15 protein-coding genes are annotated in these 19377 nt (G+C 40.7%); 8 read left to right on the plus strand and 7 right to left on the minus strand.

The genetic code is table 11. The annotated features are described in order from the left end of the window. The first annotated feature begins 157 nt into the window (after positions 1-157). The 3 genes from C7Y66_RS19325 to C7Y66_RS19335 all read left to right on the plus strand — a co-directional run bounded on the left by C7Y66_RS19325 (position 158) and on the right by C7Y66_RS19335 (position 3701). Positions 158-1189, plus strand: a complete 1032-nt coding sequence (locus C7Y66_RS19325; protein ID WP_255410020.1) for a tetrahydrofolate dehydrogenase/cyclohydrolase catalytic domain-containing protein — start codon at positions 158-160, stop codon at positions 1187-1189. After that, positions 1186-1998: a glycosyltransferase family 2 protein gene (locus tag C7Y66_RS19330; protein WP_106546823.1), complete on the plus strand. Its 813-nt coding sequence runs from the start codon at positions 1186-1188 to the stop codon at positions 1996-1998. The genes C7Y66_RS19325 and C7Y66_RS19330 overlap by 4 nt, the downstream gene beginning before the upstream one ends. Before the next feature lie 176 nt (positions 1999-2174). After that, positions 2175-3701 (plus strand): relaxase/mobilization nuclease domain-containing protein, encoded by a 1527-nt coding sequence (locus C7Y66_RS19335; protein WP_106546839.1) that lies wholly within the window; start codon positions 2175-2177, stop codon positions 3699-3701. Positions 3702-3930: 229 nt separating this feature from the next. On the opposite strand, the gene C7Y66_RS19340 is transcribed toward C7Y66_RS19335, so the two are convergent. Then, positions 3931-4506 (minus strand): hypothetical protein, encoded by a 576-nt coding sequence (locus tag C7Y66_RS19340; protein ID WP_106546824.1) that lies wholly within the window; start codon positions 4504-4506, stop codon positions 3931-3933. A 30-nt stretch (positions 4507-4536) separates the two neighbouring features. On the opposite strand from C7Y66_RS19340, the gene C7Y66_RS19345 reads away from it, so the two are divergent. Together C7Y66_RS19345 and C7Y66_RS19350 are read left to right on the plus strand one after the other, a co-directional pair. After that, positions 4537-11067 carry a hypothetical protein gene (locus C7Y66_RS19345; protein ID WP_106546825.1) on the plus strand — a complete coding sequence of 2177 codons (6531 nt, stop codon included), beginning with the start codon at positions 4537-4539 and terminating at the stop codon, positions 11065-11067. Positions 11068-11074: 7 nt separating this feature from the next. Next, the gene (locus C7Y66_RS19350) at positions 11075-11737 is read left to right on the plus strand and encodes a hypothetical protein (protein ID WP_106546826.1); all 663 of its coding nucleotides are present in this window, start codon (positions 11075-11077) and stop codon (positions 11735-11737) included. A 49-nt stretch (positions 11738-11786) separates the two neighbouring features. Here the strand turns inward: C7Y66_RS19350 and C7Y66_RS19355 are convergent, their stop codons facing one another. Further along, the gene (locus C7Y66_RS19355; protein ID WP_106546827.1) at positions 11787-12035 is read right to left on the minus strand and encodes a hypothetical protein; all 249 of its coding nucleotides are present in this window, start codon (positions 12033-12035) and stop codon (positions 11787-11789) included. Between the two features lie 63 nt (positions 12036-12098). Next, a complete protein-coding gene (locus tag C7Y66_RS19360) occupies positions 12099-13205 on the minus strand; it encodes a sensor histidine kinase KdpD (protein WP_106546840.1) in 1107 nt (368 codons plus the stop codon). A 92-nt stretch (positions 13206-13297) separates the two neighbouring features. Between C7Y66_RS19360 and C7Y66_RS31220 the strand changes: the two genes are divergently transcribed. The 3 genes from C7Y66_RS31220 (at position 13298) to C7Y66_RS19370 (ending at position 14927) form a co-directional block, all read left to right on the plus strand. Continuing rightward, on the plus strand, positions 13298-13459 hold the full coding sequence (locus C7Y66_RS31220; RefSeq protein WP_158265958.1) for a hypothetical protein: 162 nt from the start codon (positions 13298-13300) through the stop codon (positions 13457-13459). A 482-nt stretch (positions 13460-13941) separates the two neighbouring features. Further along, complete coding sequence (locus C7Y66_RS31225) at positions 13942-14094, plus strand: hypothetical protein (RefSeq protein ID WP_158265959.1); 153 nt, start codon at positions 13942-13944, stop codon at positions 14092-14094. Between the two features lie 131 nt (positions 14095-14225). Continuing rightward, positions 14226-14927: a response regulator transcription factor gene (locus tag C7Y66_RS19370; protein ID WP_233222753.1), complete on the plus strand. Its 702-nt coding sequence runs from the start codon at positions 14226-14228 to the stop codon at positions 14925-14927. A 265-nt stretch (positions 14928-15192) separates the two neighbouring features. On the opposite strand, the gene C7Y66_RS19375 is transcribed toward C7Y66_RS19370, so the two are convergent. From C7Y66_RS19375 to C7Y66_RS19390, 4 genes are all read right to left on the minus strand, one after another. Then, on the minus strand, positions 15193-15783 hold the full coding sequence (locus tag C7Y66_RS19375) for a DUF6753 family protein (RefSeq protein ID WP_106546829.1): 591 nt from the start codon (positions 15781-15783) through the stop codon (positions 15193-15195). Positions 15784-15796: 13 nt separating this feature from the next. Continuing rightward, the gene (locus C7Y66_RS19380) at positions 15797-16549 is read right to left on the minus strand and encodes a hypothetical protein (RefSeq protein ID WP_106546830.1); all 753 of its coding nucleotides are present in this window, start codon (positions 16547-16549) and stop codon (positions 15797-15799) included. Continuing rightward, positions 16550-17365: a chromosome partitioning protein ParA gene (locus C7Y66_RS19385; protein WP_106546831.1), complete on the minus strand. Its 816-nt coding sequence runs from the start codon at positions 17363-17365 to the stop codon at positions 16550-16552. Positions 17366-17797: 432 nt separating this feature from the next. Further along, positions 17798-18925: a hypothetical protein gene (locus C7Y66_RS19390; protein ID WP_106546832.1), complete on the minus strand. Its 1128-nt coding sequence runs from the start codon at positions 18923-18925 to the stop codon at positions 17798-17800. Positions 18926-19377: the final 452 nt, after the last annotated feature.

Genomic DNA, 19377 nt, shown 5'->3' on the forward strand with positions numbered 1-19377 from the left:
TTTGTTCTAAAAGGCACTCTATCGGTTCGATGGCTTTTCTGTCTACTGCCAAGCGCCAAAAACTGTCCGAAGTATTGATAAAGAAATAATAATAGTTAGATTTGAAGTTCCCGATTATGCAGACAATGAACTACAAGCTAGATATAAAGCAGCTAGAATTTCCGTCGAACAGAAAGTAGCAATATTTAAAGCTATTGGCATCACTGCCAGCCAGATAGTAATACCATCAAACATTAATATTGAAGATTTTCAGCAAATCATTCAATCAGTTAATCAAAACAATAAAGTAATTGCTGCAATTATTCAATATCCAGTGCCTTTCCAATGTAGAAGTTCAATCCAATTACTGTCTCCTCAAAAAGATATTGACATAGTACGCGAACAAAGCAACGAGCTATTCCAAAGCTGCGCTACAGCTGAAGGAATAGCTAGGATAGTTGAATCTTATGCTCGGAATTCAACAGTTGCAGTTGTCGGGGGCGGTGGATTTGTAGGAAAGGGTGTCGTAACCTATTTACAGCAAAGCAGCATCAACTGCTTCGTGCTAGAACTATACGATGACAAATCAAGACTCAGAGAAGCTGATATTGTCGTTAGTACAGTAGGACAACCAGGACTACTCACACCCTATATCCTGCCATCACACTACCTGGTGGTTGATGCAGGATTTACGCCTACAGCTGATGGACCGAAAGGCGATGTAGACAGAAGTGCTTACAGCATTCCGCAAAATATCACTCCCGTTCCTGGTGGTGTCGGACCAATAGAAATGGCAATTCTCGCTGAACGATTGATTAAAATGGAGCTGGGAGTAGAACTACCGAAATGGAATTATCAACAATTGCAGCAGCAACAGCAGCAACGTGCCGAGGCGATCGCTCCAACTGTTCGCAATTTATTTAAGCAAATTGCTACATCTGACCCTACTAGAATTAACAGCCTACAATCAGGTATTGCAGTTGTTGAAGGCAAGTATTATAAACTCAGTTTCAACGCTGACCAAAACACCCTCTCACTTACGAGAATCAGCGAAGAACTAACTTTAATCAAACTCAACTTAACCAAAAACCAAATTGAAATTGCTAGAGGTTTAACGGTAAATGACGTAACTAAATGGCAGCAAATTCAAACCTCAATAAATTTATCTAGACAGCAAAGTATTGACCCAGACAGAGGAATAGAGCAATGAAATTATCAATAATCACGGCAACTTACAACCGTCCTCAATGCTTTAAACAAACCGTACTCCCAAGCATTCTTAACCAATCTGACTACAATTTTGAATGGGTAGTAGTCAATGATGGTGCAAACCTGCAAACAAAAAACATCGTTGCTGGAATTAACACCAATTTCCCCATCATCTACCTAGAGATGGAACACTTAAGTAGTGGTTTTGGGTTGTGTTATGCTCGCAACCTCGGCATCCAAAACGCTACGGGCGATCTCGTCTGCTACCTCGACGACGACAATAGCATTGCTCCCGAATTTGTCGCTTCAGTTAGGCAATTCTTCCAGCAGCATCCTTATGTAAGATACAGTATGCTTCTCCAACACCGCCGCCGAGACATTGCCAAGAGCGGTACAAACATCCGACAGGGTAAACCTTTTGTCTCTCCCAGCGTTGAGTGCGGTATTAGGGAGCTAATATTGCAACAAGAAATATTCGACAGCAATGGCTTTACACACTACCGCCAAGCTACCCCAGCGTGGAACCCGTCTCTTAAGGTATTTGCTGACTACGAATATTTATTGCAATGTGCGGGGAACTGGGGCGAAAGTACCTTCAAACTTAACTCGCAAGTTCTGGTGAGCTACATCCAGTCTTCTGAAGGCATCATCGGTCGCTCTACCTACGAGCAGTGGGCGAAAGAGCTGGCAGCGATCGCCCATAACTGCGACCGCTATCCAATTCTGCAATCGCAATATATCGAGCGCCTGCAACAGCTAGTTCATATATATCAAAACAAAGCACGTTTCCAAGCACCTGCGTTTGTCTGAGTATCCAGTACATTCTCTTTGCTAGCACTAATCCTCGAATCAGGAAAATTTTTCTGGTTTGTTTTTTATTCCTTCTGCTAGAAAAGCAATATTGTATAAAATATAACTTGAAATAGACATCATTCATAATTGTAGTGATAGGTAAGAACTATAAGCACGCAGGCTTCTGGGGAACATTGGCATACGTTCTTAACGAACAGAAAAATCCTGTCATTATTGCTACCAATATGATGGGGACAACACCAGCTCAGCTAGCAGCCCAATTGAGAGTCACTTGCGATCTCAATCCAAACGTACAGCGCACCTGTTGTCACATCATTCTCTCGCTTCCAGATAGAGATGGATACCGCGAACGTCTAGAAGACAAGCAATATGCAGAAATTAGCAAGCTTTACCTACAGGCAATGGGGTTTGTCGGAGAAGGAACTCATGAGTGTCAGTGGCTCGTTGTCCGCCACGACGACGCAAACAACGCTCATATTCATATAGTTGCTAGCAGGGTGAGGATGGATGGTACAACAGTCAACGATTCTTGGGACTGGTGGAAATCTCAAGTTACCATCCGCAAGCTGGAGCAAGAGTATGGGTTAGAAATCCTCTCATGTAGCAACTCTCAAGTAGCAGCAGCTGTGAAAAAGCAGCATGGCATCGAAACTGGTTATACTACCCGCCGCGCTCCTAGCATCAGACAGAAGCACCACACTTCAAATCAGAAGTCACTAACGCAACAGTTTGCCCAGATCGTCGACGATCTGATTGCAACTTCGCCTACTGTCAGTCAATTTATTCAACGCTTGAAACGGGAACACGGTATTACAGTGCTACCTAAGTTTTCTGGCGACAGATTTATGAGTGGATTTAGCTACTCCAAAGATGGTTGGCAGATTGCTGGATATTCTATTGGCAGCAATTACACCTTTCCCAAGTTAATCCAACGCGGCTTATCCTTCGATCCAACTAAAGATATGCCAGCTATTGTTGCAGCTCGGCATCCTCAATCTGCAACCTTTAAGGGTAAGAAGAGGAAAAGAAGCAATGTCAAAAAGCAAAATGTTGAAGCAGGGGGAGCGACAATATTCCTTACCTCAACTGAGATTAACAGCAGCAATGGTGGCGAAGGCGATCGTTATGAAGCTGTTAAAGTTAGCCCCAGTCAAGTCACAGTACCTATTGTCTCAGCACAAATAGCAGAAATAGGCTTAGCAGAAATTCCCAATCGGATGCACGAAACTCAGTTTGATGGCAACAAGGGACAACAAACAACAAAAACCAAGAAGGAGACAGAAACTCCTATATCCCGTCTAGATGCGATCGCCCAATCCGATGTCGAACCAATACCAATGATCGTGGAAGGTAGTAGCTCCAGCGATACCTGCCACCCTACGCCTTGTATCACTCCTATACCGTCATACTCCCATTACTCTACTATAGTGACAGCATACCTTCTAACACTTAACACGACTTTCTTCAGTGGTAACAGATACTCAGCCCAGCTTGATAATAATATACTTACTCTGACTCGCAACTCCAATGGAGAACAACTTCTAAAAACTGCATACACCAACGGACAATGGCAAGAAATAGAAGCGGCGCGACTGACCCAGGAAGATGCAACAATACTAGATAAGATTGTTCCAGCAATTCAACAACTGCAAAAACAACAACTGAAGGCAACTCAAAAAGATGTTGACTACAGTTATTAAACAAGTTGTCTAGAAATTCTGCCAATAAATCCGGTTGGGAGACGATCGCTATTTATTCTGAACATTTATTCAGTCACTTTTGTATTCATATTTATTGTTTTATTGTGACATTACCTGATTAAAAATCAACATATATCTGAGATAAAATCAGAATTTTATTAGATACCGTAGAGATAATAAATCCTTTAAGATCGCTTTGATCTCATTTAAAGCGATCGCTAAAGGAATGTTAAAACTGCTGCCATTGCTGTTGTTCGTAATCGTCGCTTTCCAAACCGATAGAAAGTTCGGAGATCTTTTCGGCGTTACGAATGTCTTGTCGAAGCCTATACATTTGAGCTGGATTCTGAAGTCGAGCAAAATTACTAGCACGAGCGATCGCCTGTTGCTCTGGATAATTAATTCCTACCTGAGCGTATTGCACCGACAATTGCTCGAAATTCTCGACCTCAATTTTTTTCAGGCGCTCTTTCTCTTCCAGCCAATCTTCACTGTAACCGCGCTGCCTCATATCTTGCACGTACTTGGAGCGCAAAGAACCATCAGGGGTAAACTGCTGCTTCTCTTCTTCAGTAAAAATGACATCAAAGGCAGTGTAAACAACCCATTCTTCGGGATCGGTTTCGTCAAGCTGCTTCAGTCTTTCGTACTGGGCTTTCAATCTTGCAGCAAAATCTGTAATAGCTGCTTCTGACATACCACGAGAACGCATACCCTCAGCAGAGTCTGCTTTCAAATTACCGTCAGAATTTATATCCTTTTTATTTTGATTTAAAAACCGCTTTAAGCGTGAATACTGCACCATTATTAACCCTCTTTGTTGAAATGTCCAACTATGACAATTACTACTAAGCATTTCAATACTAAGTTAAACCAATGGATTCACATCGACAACGATCTCAACAATACTGAATCTTTACTAAATGAAGAATTAAACAATACGTTACTAGAGTATTTCTTTCCCAATACTGAGTTTTCGTTCGGTCACATGGACGAAACTTCAACAGCCACAGAACTCAAAAACCATCCAGACAGTCACGTACTGCTCCTTTCGTCTAAGTCTAGATTACTCTACGGACCCAAAGAGTGTTTGGAAGTTATAGAACGACTGTGCCCCGACCGCAAAGACAGAGGTGCTTACGGATCGATTTTCCTTGGCTCTTGCGAAAATGCGCTTGCTGAAGAACTAAGCATTTTAATTGTAGATGACACTACAGGTAGAAATGGCAGTATCATTGATGACGAACAAGCTTGTAGGCTCACAGGTGACTGCTACGGACAGATATCCACCGAGGTCTACAACCGCCTCACCCATAGAGAAATCGGCACGAAAGCACCTTACCGCGTCATCCAACACCGCTTTGGCTGGACATCTCAAGATGGCAATGACACCCAGTTTAGATTTGGCAAAGGCACTCTAAAACCTAACAACCTAGACGATCTAAAATATCTAGATCCAAACAACAAGCAAAAAATCGATCTCATCTTACCTCTATCCTCCTTCAAGGGAACGGACAAGGACAGACCTGGCGCTCCCCTAAAACCACAGATAGAGCCTGGGTTATATAAACAAAAGATTTGGCTAGGCGAAAAGTCACAATCCCAAAGAGGGAAGACCGCTATTTCGCAGATGTTAGCCTCATTTCCTATTGGGATCAAAGATTTTGCTGAAGAATTAGAAGCTCAAGCCAAAAGACTCAAAGAAGCCCAAGACGACCCGCGAAAACTAGCAGCGTTATACTGCGAGAAATATGAAAAACGTAAAAACTTTAATGAAGAACAGAAATCTCAATTAGAGAAGGAGGTTAAACAAGCTATAAAATCAAATAAATTGCCAGAGTTTATAGAACAATACAGCCAACAATTAGAAAAATATGAAATAGACAATGAGGGGAATTTAGAAGAAACCGAGATTAGAGAAGATTTACTTATGTATAGCCTCATCAAAACCGACCTGATGAGTCATTGCCAAATTTTAGAAACAGAAAAAGTACAGCAAGAACTAGCTAGATTCGTACAAAATGAATGGAAGAACATTGCCACTGGTAAGAGTTTACTCTTTGAACGAGCAATGGTGATTCCTTCTAAAGAGTTAAAGAACGGCGAAATCTGCATACCTTGGTATAACGCAGAAGAAAAAGTTCTTAACTTTCGTTCGCCATTCCTCAATTCAAATGGTTTATGCGTTTCTACTAACAAAGTTGTAGAAGATATACTGGGACCAGACAGAAACCCTTTGGAGGGGGCGATCGCAGTTAGTGATGAAACATTCACTCAAATCTACAACCGCATTCTCTCGCAAGTTAAAGATGCAGTCGCCCAGGTAAGAGAACAAGATACTACATTTAACAGTAATGAAATTCAAATTTATCTCAATACCAATATCAATGCTTTAGATATTTCAGAAAAAACAAAGTTTGCTATTAATTTTAACAGAGAAATTGATAAATTAAATAAACTAGGTTTCAATATTGAATCGATTGTTTTAGAATCAGAACAAGAACGGCAGGGTCGCGATTACGACGGCGACTGCATCGGATTCACCTTAGCAAAATGCTATCCTTACCTTGCAGAAGAAGCAGAATACAGAAACCAGCTAGAAAATGCCTACGCTCCTACCCCTAAGCTGAAAAAACAATCTTTCTACAGGGCAGATGGAGCGCAGCCAGAATTTGAAGAAATTGCCATCCACATGAGCGATGGAATCAGTGTTGGTACAATCAACAACCACCTCACTGCGATTGAAGCACTAGAATCAGAGATTGTTATCCTCAAAAATTACAGTACTGCTGATGAGAAATCGGCATATCTCGACGCAGTTGCCAAGCACTATCAAAAAATTCTCCCTGCTGCGATCGAAGAAGAACAAAAGCAGCGTGAAAGAAATCCTGACGATCGGATGCGGCAAGCTAAACAGGATTACATTCAATATATGCAAAAATTCGTAGAGCTTGCATCCGTTAAAAATAGGAGCGATGAAATTATCCAACAGGCTTTTTCTATTAACAGCCAGATGTATCGAAAGATGATTCAATCAGCCGCCTTTCAAAATCAAATTGCTGTGGACTTATTCAAAAGTGCTAAGAAACCAGATATGGAGATAATTGCTGAAAATAGTCGCTACCTTTACAGAGAAGTCAACTATATCAGAGATAAGAAAAATAAAAACGTATACATAGATAGAGGAATCCAGGCTAATGGCTATTCCCCTGTAGAAATTATTACTAGTAAAACCAACGAATACTTTGAACAAGCTCAACTCGAATCTCGCCCAATTTCTCAATTTAGTAAATTATTCGACTCGGTTGAATTTACTCATCAAGATAAGTTACAAGTTACTTTAGCTAAAAAAGAATTTGACGATCGATTCGGTAAAGCAACTCAAATTAAAAAACGCAGAGAAATTGAGCGGGGTCCATACCTCGTCATCAACGGTCAAAGTGGCAAACAAATTGAAGTTACCAATTTAATTAGGTATAACCATCCTGGTATATGGCAAGCCCAAGAAATCAAATTTAAAATTGAGGAAATTCCCAAACATAAGCGTAGTCCAGACAAACCGCATAATTTTATTGTCTTAGCTCAAATTGATGGCGAACTCAACGAAAACAGTCAACCCTATTTCCGCCGACTAGGAACTCTGAGTCAAGAAAGCGAAAACCTGAACCTCAAGATAGGCGTAGTTTTTACATCTACTGCTTTTAGTCTCAGACCAGAAATCTCAGAAGGACAAGCTAAAATCTTATTTCAAAAAGCATCAGAAGTAGCTGAAAACTTTTACTCTGGAGTTCCAGAAGCAGAACGAATGACAATGGCTGCTGCTACCTGGGAAATATCGACCACTAAACAGCAAGGCGAGACAAGTAACAATAACAGCGAAGACAGAGTACAAACTAGCACTAATAAAATATCTAATTTTGTATTTACCACTTTTAAAAACGAGTTAGTTGAAAGATTACAAGAATTCCAATTTAAAGATTTTACACTTGTCAGTTTAAAAACAGAAAGCGAAGCTCTAAAGCCTGAGAATGCTAGCAAAACTTATCAAGCAAAATTTGACTTAGAAAATGGCGAGAGAGTTGTAAAAGTTCAGTACGAGCGCGGCGAATATACTACTCTTGGTATACTACAAGCTCAAACACCAAGGCTACCTCTAGGCACGACTGCTACTGTCAGCGTTGCTCTCGAAAAAGCTGCTACAGCAACAGCCACTATCCAAATTCCTGGCAAACCGGAAATTAGTTTTAAAATTAACGAGATTAAAAAGTTTCAATATGCAGATACGAACTTTAATGGAGAAACGGTAAATCTCCAAATTGTCAGCGGTAAAGTTCCGAAAAACAACGAGATAGATATTTACATTGAGGGAAAAAGATTTGGCAGTATCGATGCAGAATCAACTCAAGAAGCTGAAGCGAAGGGATGGATTAAACTCGATAAAAATAGCAGTACCCAGCTAAGGCTTAAATTTAAATCTATAGCCACTGAGGGGGCGGGAGCTTACTTAATTGCCGAAACACCAACTGGTAATTTGCTTAAAATTCACAAAATTAATGATGAATTCAAAGGAATTAAGTATGATGACCGAGAATTTAGAACGCTCTCTGCTTCCTCCAGGGGATACAAAGAAAGAATTTTCTTTGCAATTGACAATCAAACAGTTGGCGTACTAAACAATACTAAAGAATCTCTAGCTGCTCTCAATACTCTAAAAACAGCCCATCTGTTTAATGGTAGCAGCAGTACGCTACCTTGTAAGATCCAAAGTAATTTTACTAGCTGTATTGTCACAGTAGACAGTGCTACCATCCAGTATCCAGAAATATGGGTGAAAGAAAGCTCATTAAATACCACAATCGATCTTCAGCAAAACTTCAGCCAAAAAAATCGGCAGCAAATTTATAGTCAAATACACAATATTATTACAGAGCGCCCTACAATCCTCTTCCAAAGCCAAGAAGATAGAATGCTCGGTTTAGTAGGTTTAGCTGTTGACAGTCGTAAAGTTGACACAGTTAGTGGTTGGCTGACAAAAGTGGGGATTGAATACTCTCAGATTCCGCTAACAGAAGCTAAAAGAGAAAGTAAAAAAGGCTTGGCAGTATTCATGCTCTCTGGTAGCACTATCCGTCCAGAAATCCTGGAAAACCTTAATACTAAATTTGGCAAAGTAGCAGATGCAAGCCCACCTATATCAGATATTCCTGTTATTACAGAGCAATCTCTTCTATTTTACAATCCACTTCAGAGTTATACAGATGGTAATAGTAGCAATATCATTCACACAGAAGCTTATGGATTAGTCGTACCTGCTCAAGACAGTATTGCAGTCAGTAGTTGGTTGTCTTCTCAAGGCATAAAAGTGCAATCTTTTATTGAAAATAACTGTATTGCGTTTGTTATAGAGCGAAATCAATTTAATGATGAATTTATTCGACAAGTTGTATCTAAATTAGGAGAAGCAATTGACGTTAGCACTGTAGAAGGCTACGAGCAGTACGAGCAAAAACTAAACGAATTGAATGAAAACCTCAGTCAGTCTGATACTTCGATCCTTCAAGGCAATATACCAGCCAAAAGCGAATATCAGCAAATTCTCAATCGCCTGCCAACAAGACCTAAAGAATTGCTCGGACAACAGGAAAACGTCGTCGCAGTTGCCACGCCAGCAGCACCTCAACAGCCTACTAACATATCATCCGACAGTAACACTCAAGCCACAGATGCCAGCCTTTCTGATACAGGGCGAGAGCGGATTGCTACTTCTACAGGACAGCCGACAGCAAAACAGAATTCTCAACTTAGCATTCAAGAGATTGTTGCCTATGGCAACAAAATTACCATCCGCACTACTAATCCCCGAATACCAGAAAATCCGCTCGTCTCTGGAAAACCAGTTCCGATGGTATACGATCTTCACACCTACGACGAACCCAAAACCTTACCCGTTAATACGACCATTGATGCTATGCGGGGATATGGCAGAGTGCATACCACTAGGGGTATTGACTATGAAAAAGCATACGGTATCAAAGAAGGTGATATTGCTATTGCTGTAGGTAAAGATGGACGGCAAGTTGCATTTCGCGTTGGCAAGCAGTACGAGATCTCAAGCGAAGCGATCGCCGATCCAACCTACCAGCAAGCCTGGGCAGCTTGGGAAAAACATTCAGTCAAGGAACTCACCCAAACTCAAGCTAGTAAGGGGAAAATCTACGGTCTATTTATGGAACCATTGGGCGATTACATTGACGGCAAAATCGTCCCATTTCCAGCGCTACAGCAAACGGAGCGAGCAAATGCTCCGCCAACACTGCGATCGCAAATACATCCTGGCATCAATATTAGCTCTGGCAGCCAAGACCCTTTAGGTGCAGCTCTGACCAATCCTACAGTCAAATCGAAAGCTAAAGGTCGTATCCAAGGCAACTACCCTGTTTCCTTCCGAGATAATCCAGAAGTGAAAGCTGGTACTTACGGACCTGAAACCTACAGTCAAGACAAACCAGCTGGCGTTCCTTTTGCCTCTGCCGAACAAGCATACCAACACTACAAAACAGCACTACCATTGGGCGAAGAACGGATCGTACTAATGGCAGAAATTATCCAAGCCAAACTCGAACAACACCCTAAACTTTATCAAGCGATCGCCTCACGCGGCGGAGTGCAGTGGTTGGAAAATTGCACCCACTACGTCACCGCTACCCACAACAGCTATTGGGAAGGTCGAGGCGATCGATCTCCTTTTCTACGCGCTCTGATGATAGGATACACGCAAACTTGCGAAATTGCCCTTTCCACGCCAGCTATCGTTGCTCCTCACTCCAACACGCTCCTAAGTGCCGAACCGAGCGTAACTGGAATACATAGCGTTTTAAGTTGGAACGAGTCTGGCAGCGAAAGTTCTACCGTGACGACTGACAAAAGTATAGATAATTGGCTGAAGGCAGCCGCAATTCTCGGTAAGTCTCCTCCATACATCCAACGCATCGAAGCAGTAAAAGCAGAATGGGAAGCGACTGGAAGGTTAAGCAAAAAAGCTGACTTGGCAATGCAAGCTGACTTAGCGACGCTTTGTTCGGCGAGTGAATTAGCTGACCACGCTGAAAAAATCGCAAAAATCCTCGGTACTTCCCTGCCAAATAATTCTCTGCAAGCGATCGGCAAACACTATGACGTACTGCTTGTCAGCCAAAAACAAAATTTGTCAATCTCCGATAAAAATGGCAATAAAATTCTCGATATTCAACAAGGTAAAATTCACCAACAGCAATTAACACCAGAAGTTATAAATTATTTCAAAGTAGCAAACGTACAAATTGATTGGGCACTCGAAAACGTTCAGAAAAATCTTTTAGAGCCATAAAAATACCATGAGCGAAACTACTCCTATTTTAAGTTCCGAGCTAGCTTTTACCACTCTCTGTTCTCGTCTAAATTTACCTGACGAACAAGTGGCATTAATTATTTCTAAAATAGCATCAGATGTTCCACCAAACTATGAAAGCGTCGAAACCCTCGCTCGCCGCACTCAAGAAAATGCGATCGCAAACCTAGCACTCTATATCCAAAATATTAGTACCAAAGTAGAACTGCTGGAAATAAAGTTAGCAGAACGAGAGAGCTTGTCTGTCAAGGAACGGCTCAACGAACGGCTAGACAGCCAAACGTTTGGAGTAGCAGTTGACAAAGACAAAACTGACACGGATGACAGCAGTAGCAATACTGCAACAGTGCTACAAGAGCGTTCGGCAAGCGATCGACCCACTAATACTACACTAGAACAACAAGAACCGTTTGCAGATTTTCTTCGTTTAGCCTTCCGTCGATTTGTCTCCAAAGACAAACAAAAACAAGTAGCGACAGTTGCAACACCCGACAACAGCCAGTCAGCAGAAACAACAGTTGGTATCTTTGCTAGCTCAGCAAACATTCAAGCAGAAGAAATAGAAAAGTTTAGAGCTTTGACAATAGCTGAAGAAGCACAAAAACAAGCTTTAAAATCAAAGAAATCGCAGCCAGAAATGGGAGATTGATACTATTAATTTCCCGAACCAATGCTGTCGGCAAGATCGTCAAACTAAGTCAAATCAAACCAAATGCTATACCAATAATGAAAACCAAAACAACTAAATCTACTCTTAGGTTATTCTGTAAAGGAGTGCGAGGACAAACTAGTACGGCAGTAGCAATGTAATAAAATGCAGCAATCTGCGACAGCAAGAGCGCGTGTACGGCGACAACTAGCAATATCCCAAATATCAACCAACAGACAAAATCTTCTAATTTAGATAAGAAGAATTCGAGCTTATTAGCAGAATCTTTGGCTGACATGGGTTGCAAGAACCAATTGAACTAGTATTATATTACACTGGGTAGGACGTGCAGGGGAATTCCTCAGTAGGAATGCTCCTGCATCAAGTATTTTTCGATACCATAGCTGCAATCAGAATTTTGCCTAAACGGGATGCAAAATACAGTACCTCCACTCAAAGCACAAGCCACTTGTAAGTTAGCTTGATGCACTTGAGCGATCGACTCGATCGCCCGCAACCCCATTCTCAAGCCTTGCCTGCCAATAGATACAACTGGTTCGATCAGAAACCGAAGCTGTTCTTCGCTTATCCCTACACCTGTATCTTCTACGTGCAATACCAAATCTCGTTCTAAGTTGTAAAGCGATAGAAGAATGCAACCTCTATTAGTGTATTTAATTGCGTTGTGTACGAGGTTAAAAGCCATGCGCCAAATCAAGGTTGGCTCTGCCCAAATGCTGGTGCCGCTAATAAACTCTGAGGCAAATTCTATTTTCAATTCTAAATCTTTTGTTTGTGCTAGCGGCTGCGTTTGCTTGGCAACCGCAGTCATAACTTCTTTTATATCAACTAATTCAACTTTTTGATAATCGCATTCTAATGCAGATAAGTATGCCTGTGAAGACAGAGAACTTACAAACTTTAACAATGCATTATTATTTTCAATTACACTGTCAACTACGGAAGAAATATCTGCCAGCGAACAACCGTATAATCCTTGATTCAAGTGTTTGAGGACTCGATTAACGGCTACTAAAGGGTTAGACATATCGTGACCGATCCTACCAAAGAATTCATCACGGTGGCGAATGTCTTGCAGCTTATCGTACACGAAATGATTGAATCGAAACAATAAATCAATTCTTAATTTTAGCTCGCCTCGATTCAGTGGATATAAAATAAAGCTATCGATCTCGCTCTGGGTGGGATTAATAACTTTTAAGTCTTGCGGATGGCATACTAGTAAGATAGGTATACGTTCTGTAAATAGCTTTCTCACAGTATCGATGGCAAAACAAATATTTTCCTCAAAGCTGGAATCTATGACTAATAAACCAGTGAAGCTATGACGGCAAAGATATAAAAATTTGTATACGGTATTAAATTCTACAACCTTATAATCTTGTGAGAGAATATCTGCCAACTCATTACTACTATCTTCACCCCTGAACAAAGCTATATTTTCCATACTTACTACTTTTTGAAATCGACGAGAAACAACTATAAAGGAAATATTGCCAATCGAGCCGCTCAGCTGCGCTAGGGGCAAGTAAACTCCCGATGCTCGCTCAGCCAACGCAGGTCGCTTTTAACTATCGAGATTTAGCTCGGCTAGTCACAGTGCTTTGTACCATGCACGTCAATCCAGCTGTTACTCGCTCGATAAATTCTTACCGCGATACCTACTCGCAACGCTTACGTCCAACTGTTGCAGCATGGTAATCAACCTACTACATGGCAAGCTGAGAAAGAAGGATCGGGGATTGGAACTCCTCGAGCGCAAATTTCCCGCTAAGCTCATTGATTTGGCTGCGGTTCGTAACCTTAGACATCAAAAATTCCAAGAGCTATTTTGTCCTGCACGACTCCTGGCTCCTAGTTTTTTTCTCGATCGCACCTAGCGGTCTGTCAAGAAAGAATTGATTGATGACTTAGGCGTGAAAAATCTACCAAAAACTGCTTTCAAAAAATTTTTATTGATCGAATCAAAGTTGACGGACTACTATCAAGAGGTGAGTTGTTCTTCTATCAACTCCTTTAACACCCATAGTTCGTATGCGAGTTTGTTAATTTGTAATTTCTTCAATCGATCTACTTTCAGCAATTTCATACCTGACATCTGACCTCACCCCTCCAAGTGCGCTACCTAACGCAATAAGCCCATCATTTATATCCATATAGATCGTATTTGTTCGCTCAGTAGTATGTCAGCAGTGCGATCGCTGAAAAATCCAGCGGCGTTGAAGGTCAGTAGTTTCTCCGATTGGTTGCCAGCATTCGCTAGCCATGAAAGAGATAGACGATCGCTCGATATAGGATTTCAGGCGACCACTGCAAAAATCTACATGAAGAAATGATTAGGACATCGGTAATTTTATTAGAGTTACGATAAATATTTATACCTTTGGATAGATGCTTGTTATAACTGTGTATGGTCACGGAGTGGTAAGTACGTATGACGAGCATAGCAACGCGAACAATAAAAATAGTGCTAGTAGAAGATCACAAGATTACGAGGTTTGGAATTAACACACTGCTATCTACCAAAGCCGACCTTCAGGTTTGTGGAGAGGCAGCAACGGCAGCCGAAGGACTAAATCTGGTTGACTTATACCAACCCGATATTGTGATTATCGACATAAATCTACCAGACAAGAATGGTTTAGAACTTACGGAAGAAATTAAGTATAAATACAGCAACATCAAAGTTATCGTTTTATCGGGCGAAACTCACAAAGAGATTGTCAAATCTGCTTTTGGTAATGGCGCTGACTCTTACTGTTCAAAACTAGCAGAAGACGAAAAGTTGTTAGAAGCAGTATATGCAACTTCTAGGGGAGAATCGTGGGTAGATTCTAAGATTAGCAAGCCAATAGTAGAAGAATTTAGAACGAATAGAAAAGAAGTCGTTCAATTTAGCGAACAAAATTTTTACCAATACATGCTGCGTCCGGATCGACTGACGGCAAAAGAACTTGAAGTACTACAACTAATCTGCGCGGGCATGTCCAATGAAGAAATTGCTACTAATCTATGTATATCTCCTGGAACGGTACGCACTCATACGCACAAGATCTTTCAGAAACTCAATGTTAATAGTCGGACGCAAGCCATGCGCGTGGCTATAGAACGCGGTTTGGTCGATACGGAAACCATAGCTAGAATTAGACGAAAATACAATAAAGAATAGCAAGGAACATCAAATTCTAGCTCTCGACAGTAATAAGCAGGCAATGCTATCTGTTGCAATTGTCTCCATAAACAAAAACTTGAGCAGTAAGATTTGGAAACAGCGATCGCGTGTATTCCGCTACTAATGGGATACAATGCTTTAGAAGTTATGATAAGTATCGCAATTGACATTCAGGACGCATGGTAGGAGAATTTGGTGCTGGTAGCGCGATCGTAGCTCATCCGCACCTATCTCTCTATTCATACTAGAATAATAATTGTTATCAATTTCGGATGGATATTACGCACTTTCCCTTCAGCTCTTTTACTTGTTTTTTGCAGAAAGATATTGCATCTGCATTAAGTTTTTGAAGTTCTTTAGCTTGCTGACCATCTGCCGACCTTGCCCATTGTAGCAAAGCTTTATCTTGAGAGTTTAAGTTACTAGGAGCAACAAATTTAACGATGGTATTGGCAGTAATAAAAGTGCCGATAACAGTTCCTAGAGCCAATACACCTCCTAAAATTGCAACCAAATATAGTGAGTGTAGCATGGGCGAACTAGCAAAATGAGTCGGAGAAGATTTATTTAGCAGCTCCTTAACAGTTTCTAGGAGTGCTTTTTTCTGCTGCGCTACTGCGCTACGAAAGATCTGCGACAATTTAGTGTCAATAGTTTCCGTCCAAGTGCTAACTATTGTCCCCAAAGATTCTGGAATTTTATCTATGCGACTATCTATTTTGGCTAAAGTCGCCATCGTCACGATCAACGGGTCGCGAGGGTTAATACCAGACTGCAAAATCAGTTGAGTAATTTTCTCTTTTTCTTCAGTTGAGAACTCCGATAACACTTGCTCGATCGCAGCAACGTTCATCTACAAATCTCCCTTAAAAACTACTTTCGCTAGCAGTAGAACTATAATTTTTCCAATTCAGACCTAAATAATCGCTTGCCTTCGGGTTGAGAGCAAACTGATGGAAAAAGCTTTCAATCCAATTAAATAGAATATGACGATAAAAAGTATTAACCTTTAGATCGCTGATGACTTGAGAGTACGGGAGTTCGCAATCCTCGCATTGCTGGTAGACAAAGAGCGATAAATTAGCTAGATTCACCTCTATACTGCCTAAAGCCTCGATTGAGCTACGAGTTTGGCTTGAATCGTAATAGGGAAAATACGTATCGAAATGATTGTTCTTAATGACAACATAATCGACGTTATCCCCACAAAAATTGCATAATTCTTGCAAGTATTCCACGCAGTCACGCCGATGAGATATGGGATGAATTACTGTCATTCTGTAACCCAGCGATGCTAAGGTATCAAATAGTAGAAATTCTTCGACAAAGAACTTAAAAGCAGATAAATATTGTCCTGGCAAGTCTGTCAAAACCACAGCTAAATCAGGTAGCGATTCCAGATCTATTAGAAGATTATCGGCACCGCCTCTCGATAGTTGTAATTCTTCAACACCTAAATTCTCTATTTTTTGATATGGTGCTAATTTATTGCGATTGCCGTTATAATAAGCTCTGACAGAGATTTGCTTTTCCAACAATAAATCCAGTAGCAATCGTGCTACTGTTGACTTGCCTACTCTAGCATCCCCAGCGGTTACTAATAATCTCTTTCTCAACATTTATTCTAAACCAAGCATTGCAGCAGCTTTTAAAGCGTTCTTTTCAAACTCAGCCAGCCACGATTTGACCCGCAACCTGATTGCTAAATTTGCTTTTGCATGTTCGTAAACTCCTGAAAATGGCAAACTGTGTTCGTCAAGAAAATCATAGGTTTTATAAAATAGGTCGGGCATAGCTATTTCTTGAACCGTGACTTTATCTTTCATTTGCTTTCTTAATTTTGATTCGTCATAGCGTTCAAACTTATCTTCCATTCCGTAAAATAAGTTTTTGACCACCAAGTAATCAACGCGATCGCCACAATATTCGTAGAGGAGTTTTAAAATACTTACAGAATCTTTAACTCGGCTAATTACGGAAACCATAGTTATTTGATAACCGCAGTCTTTTAGAGAATCAAATATATTCAGCTCTCGCTCAAATGTCTCAAAAAAGCTGCCGGACTGGGCTGGTAAATCCAATAAAGCGATCGGCGGCTGCTGCTCGTCCAAGTTTACTAATAAAACATCTGCTTCGCCCCGATTGAATATATCAAGGCATCTCACAATATCCTTTCCGTAGTGCCGTTCTAACTGAGGGTTGCGTTTATCAGCATCGTAAGCTAGTAGATGAGTTTTTTTATTGATGTATATCTGTAATAATCCCCTAGAAAACGTACTCTTTCCTACACCTCCTTTATCACCTGTTACTATTACTAAACGCTTTTGATTCGCTTTCAGCAATTCTAAATTTGTATTTTCTACATTAGACTCATTACTAGCTTTGTTAGATATATGTTCTGTAGACATTGCTGTACTTTCTCTTCTTTTAGTCATAGATATTTAATGAATACAATAAAGCTACTCTTAGCTCCAATGCAAACGATTTTACTCTTCTTCCATTTTTTCGGTAATACTGAATTAAAGTAATTAACAAGTTAAGGTGTATTAACGATAGCTTCAAGTGGCTGGCACTCATAAGCCTTTTACTGAAAAATTGTTGCGAGCCTTATTTCTCAATATTCCTAATTTCTACACTTGGCTCATCTTACTTTCAAATACATTTTAATAAAAACAGATAAATTTCTTAAATTTTCTCAGATTTTTATCTTATTTCTTCTCAACGACAATGCTTTGTATGATTTAAATAACCATTCTTTATTTGATAAGTAGATTGACTGAATCTAAAAATGAAATGATAGTTATAGTTACTTAAAGTAATTATTTGCTCCCCAGGTATCTAAAGATTTATCTTTATAATTTGCTGGTTTAATTTGCAAGGTTTCTGCGAATCTTCTCAGGGTTTGGAACAATTTTGACAGCATCTTGCCTTTGCCCTGGCTTGCTAACAATTTCAGCTTGCAGGAGGTATTCTTGTTCGAGCAAGTCATCCAACACTTCTTGGAGTAGTCGATTGTTACGACTCGAATTAGCACCCAGAATTCCTGATTTTCTGAGCAGTGTAGCTTTGCCGATCCACATTGGATTCTTTTTATCCCAGCTTAAGCGACCCATGATGTATACTAAGCAACGAGATTGATAATCTCTTGAATAGTTTGCACTAGGTGCTGGAACACCTCTCGCAGGAAGGCTTAAAAGGATAGTGTCCTTTTCGTCGTAGAAGCCTAACTCGACTTCGTATATGTCTGGAAGTTGAAAAGTCAAATCACCAGCTCGTTCAAAATCGACTTCTTCTTCCCCTCTATCCCGATAAAAAGCTCTTTTTATTCTGAGAATATTTTTATACACTACAGCTACATCTGTGTAACCTTTTTTACCCGACTGTGCGGGAGTAGCAGCTTGAAAGACAATCTCAGTACGATGCATCGAAAGCATTTCTTGTGCCAGCTGATTGCTAATATTTGAGTCATAATCTCGAATACTCTCTCGTCGTTTGTATCCTCTTGCTTCTAATAGCAATCGCGTATCAATTAGTGGTGTCTTTGTTCCCTGTTCGTATGCAGCTTTGTAGATGAGATATACAGTTTCAAGATTTCGCGGCCCACAAAACAAACTGACTCCTAGTAAAATTCTCTGCAATCGTCTGATCTCAGCATCTCTATGCCGTTCGGGATCTGTTTCGCTAAGCGCCTTTATGACTTTCTGGGTGTGCGCTCGAAATTCTGGGTTTTGCACTGAAGTTGCTAAGTTTGACTGAATGAAATCAAATTCATCATCTTCGAGCTTGCCGACCTGATACCGACGTTCGAGTTCCAAACCATCATCGTCTTGGTATAAACCTCCTCGTACTCGAACGACGATCGCGCACTGCCCGTCTATCCCACTTTCGACTAACGGTAGGTCAACTAGAGGATCTTTAAAAGGCGCTCCAGCTGTTGCCAGAATTGATAGTAACTGGGCATCCATAGGAACGAGATACTCGCGTTCTTCTACCATTTTCTCACCTGTATGCGCTTGCTAACCTACACAATTTCCAATGAATTGGAGTTTGATAGCGATCTGCCAGCATTTTATCCTTAAAAAGATAGAAAAACCTTATCGAACAACTGAAATCTTCCACTGTTTGTAAAGAGATGTAAATGTCTGCTACGATGCCCGCGTCAAATTTTGGATTTTTGCTACGATGCCCGCGTCAAGTTTTTGCTACGATGCCCGCGTCAAGTTTTTTAAAAGTTTCAAATATAACTGCTTGATTGGTAAGGATTTCACAACAGGTGCTACGATGCCCGCGTCAAGTTTTTGCTACGATGCCCGCGTCAAAAGTTCGATTCAGTCCCAAATCTGCGGCTATACGGGGGCTTGAGACTCTAGCTGTGGAGTGGTAAAACAGTTCCAGGTTGATTTTGTTTTTTGCAATTATGGCGTGATGAAGGTAGGAGGTTTCCAGC

The organism is Chroococcidiopsis sp. CCALA 051 (assembly GCF_003015105.1).
GTDB classification, from domain to species: Bacteria; Cyanobacteriota; Cyanobacteriia; order Cyanobacteriales; family Chroococcidiopsidaceae; genus Chroococcidiopsis; species Chroococcidiopsis thermalis.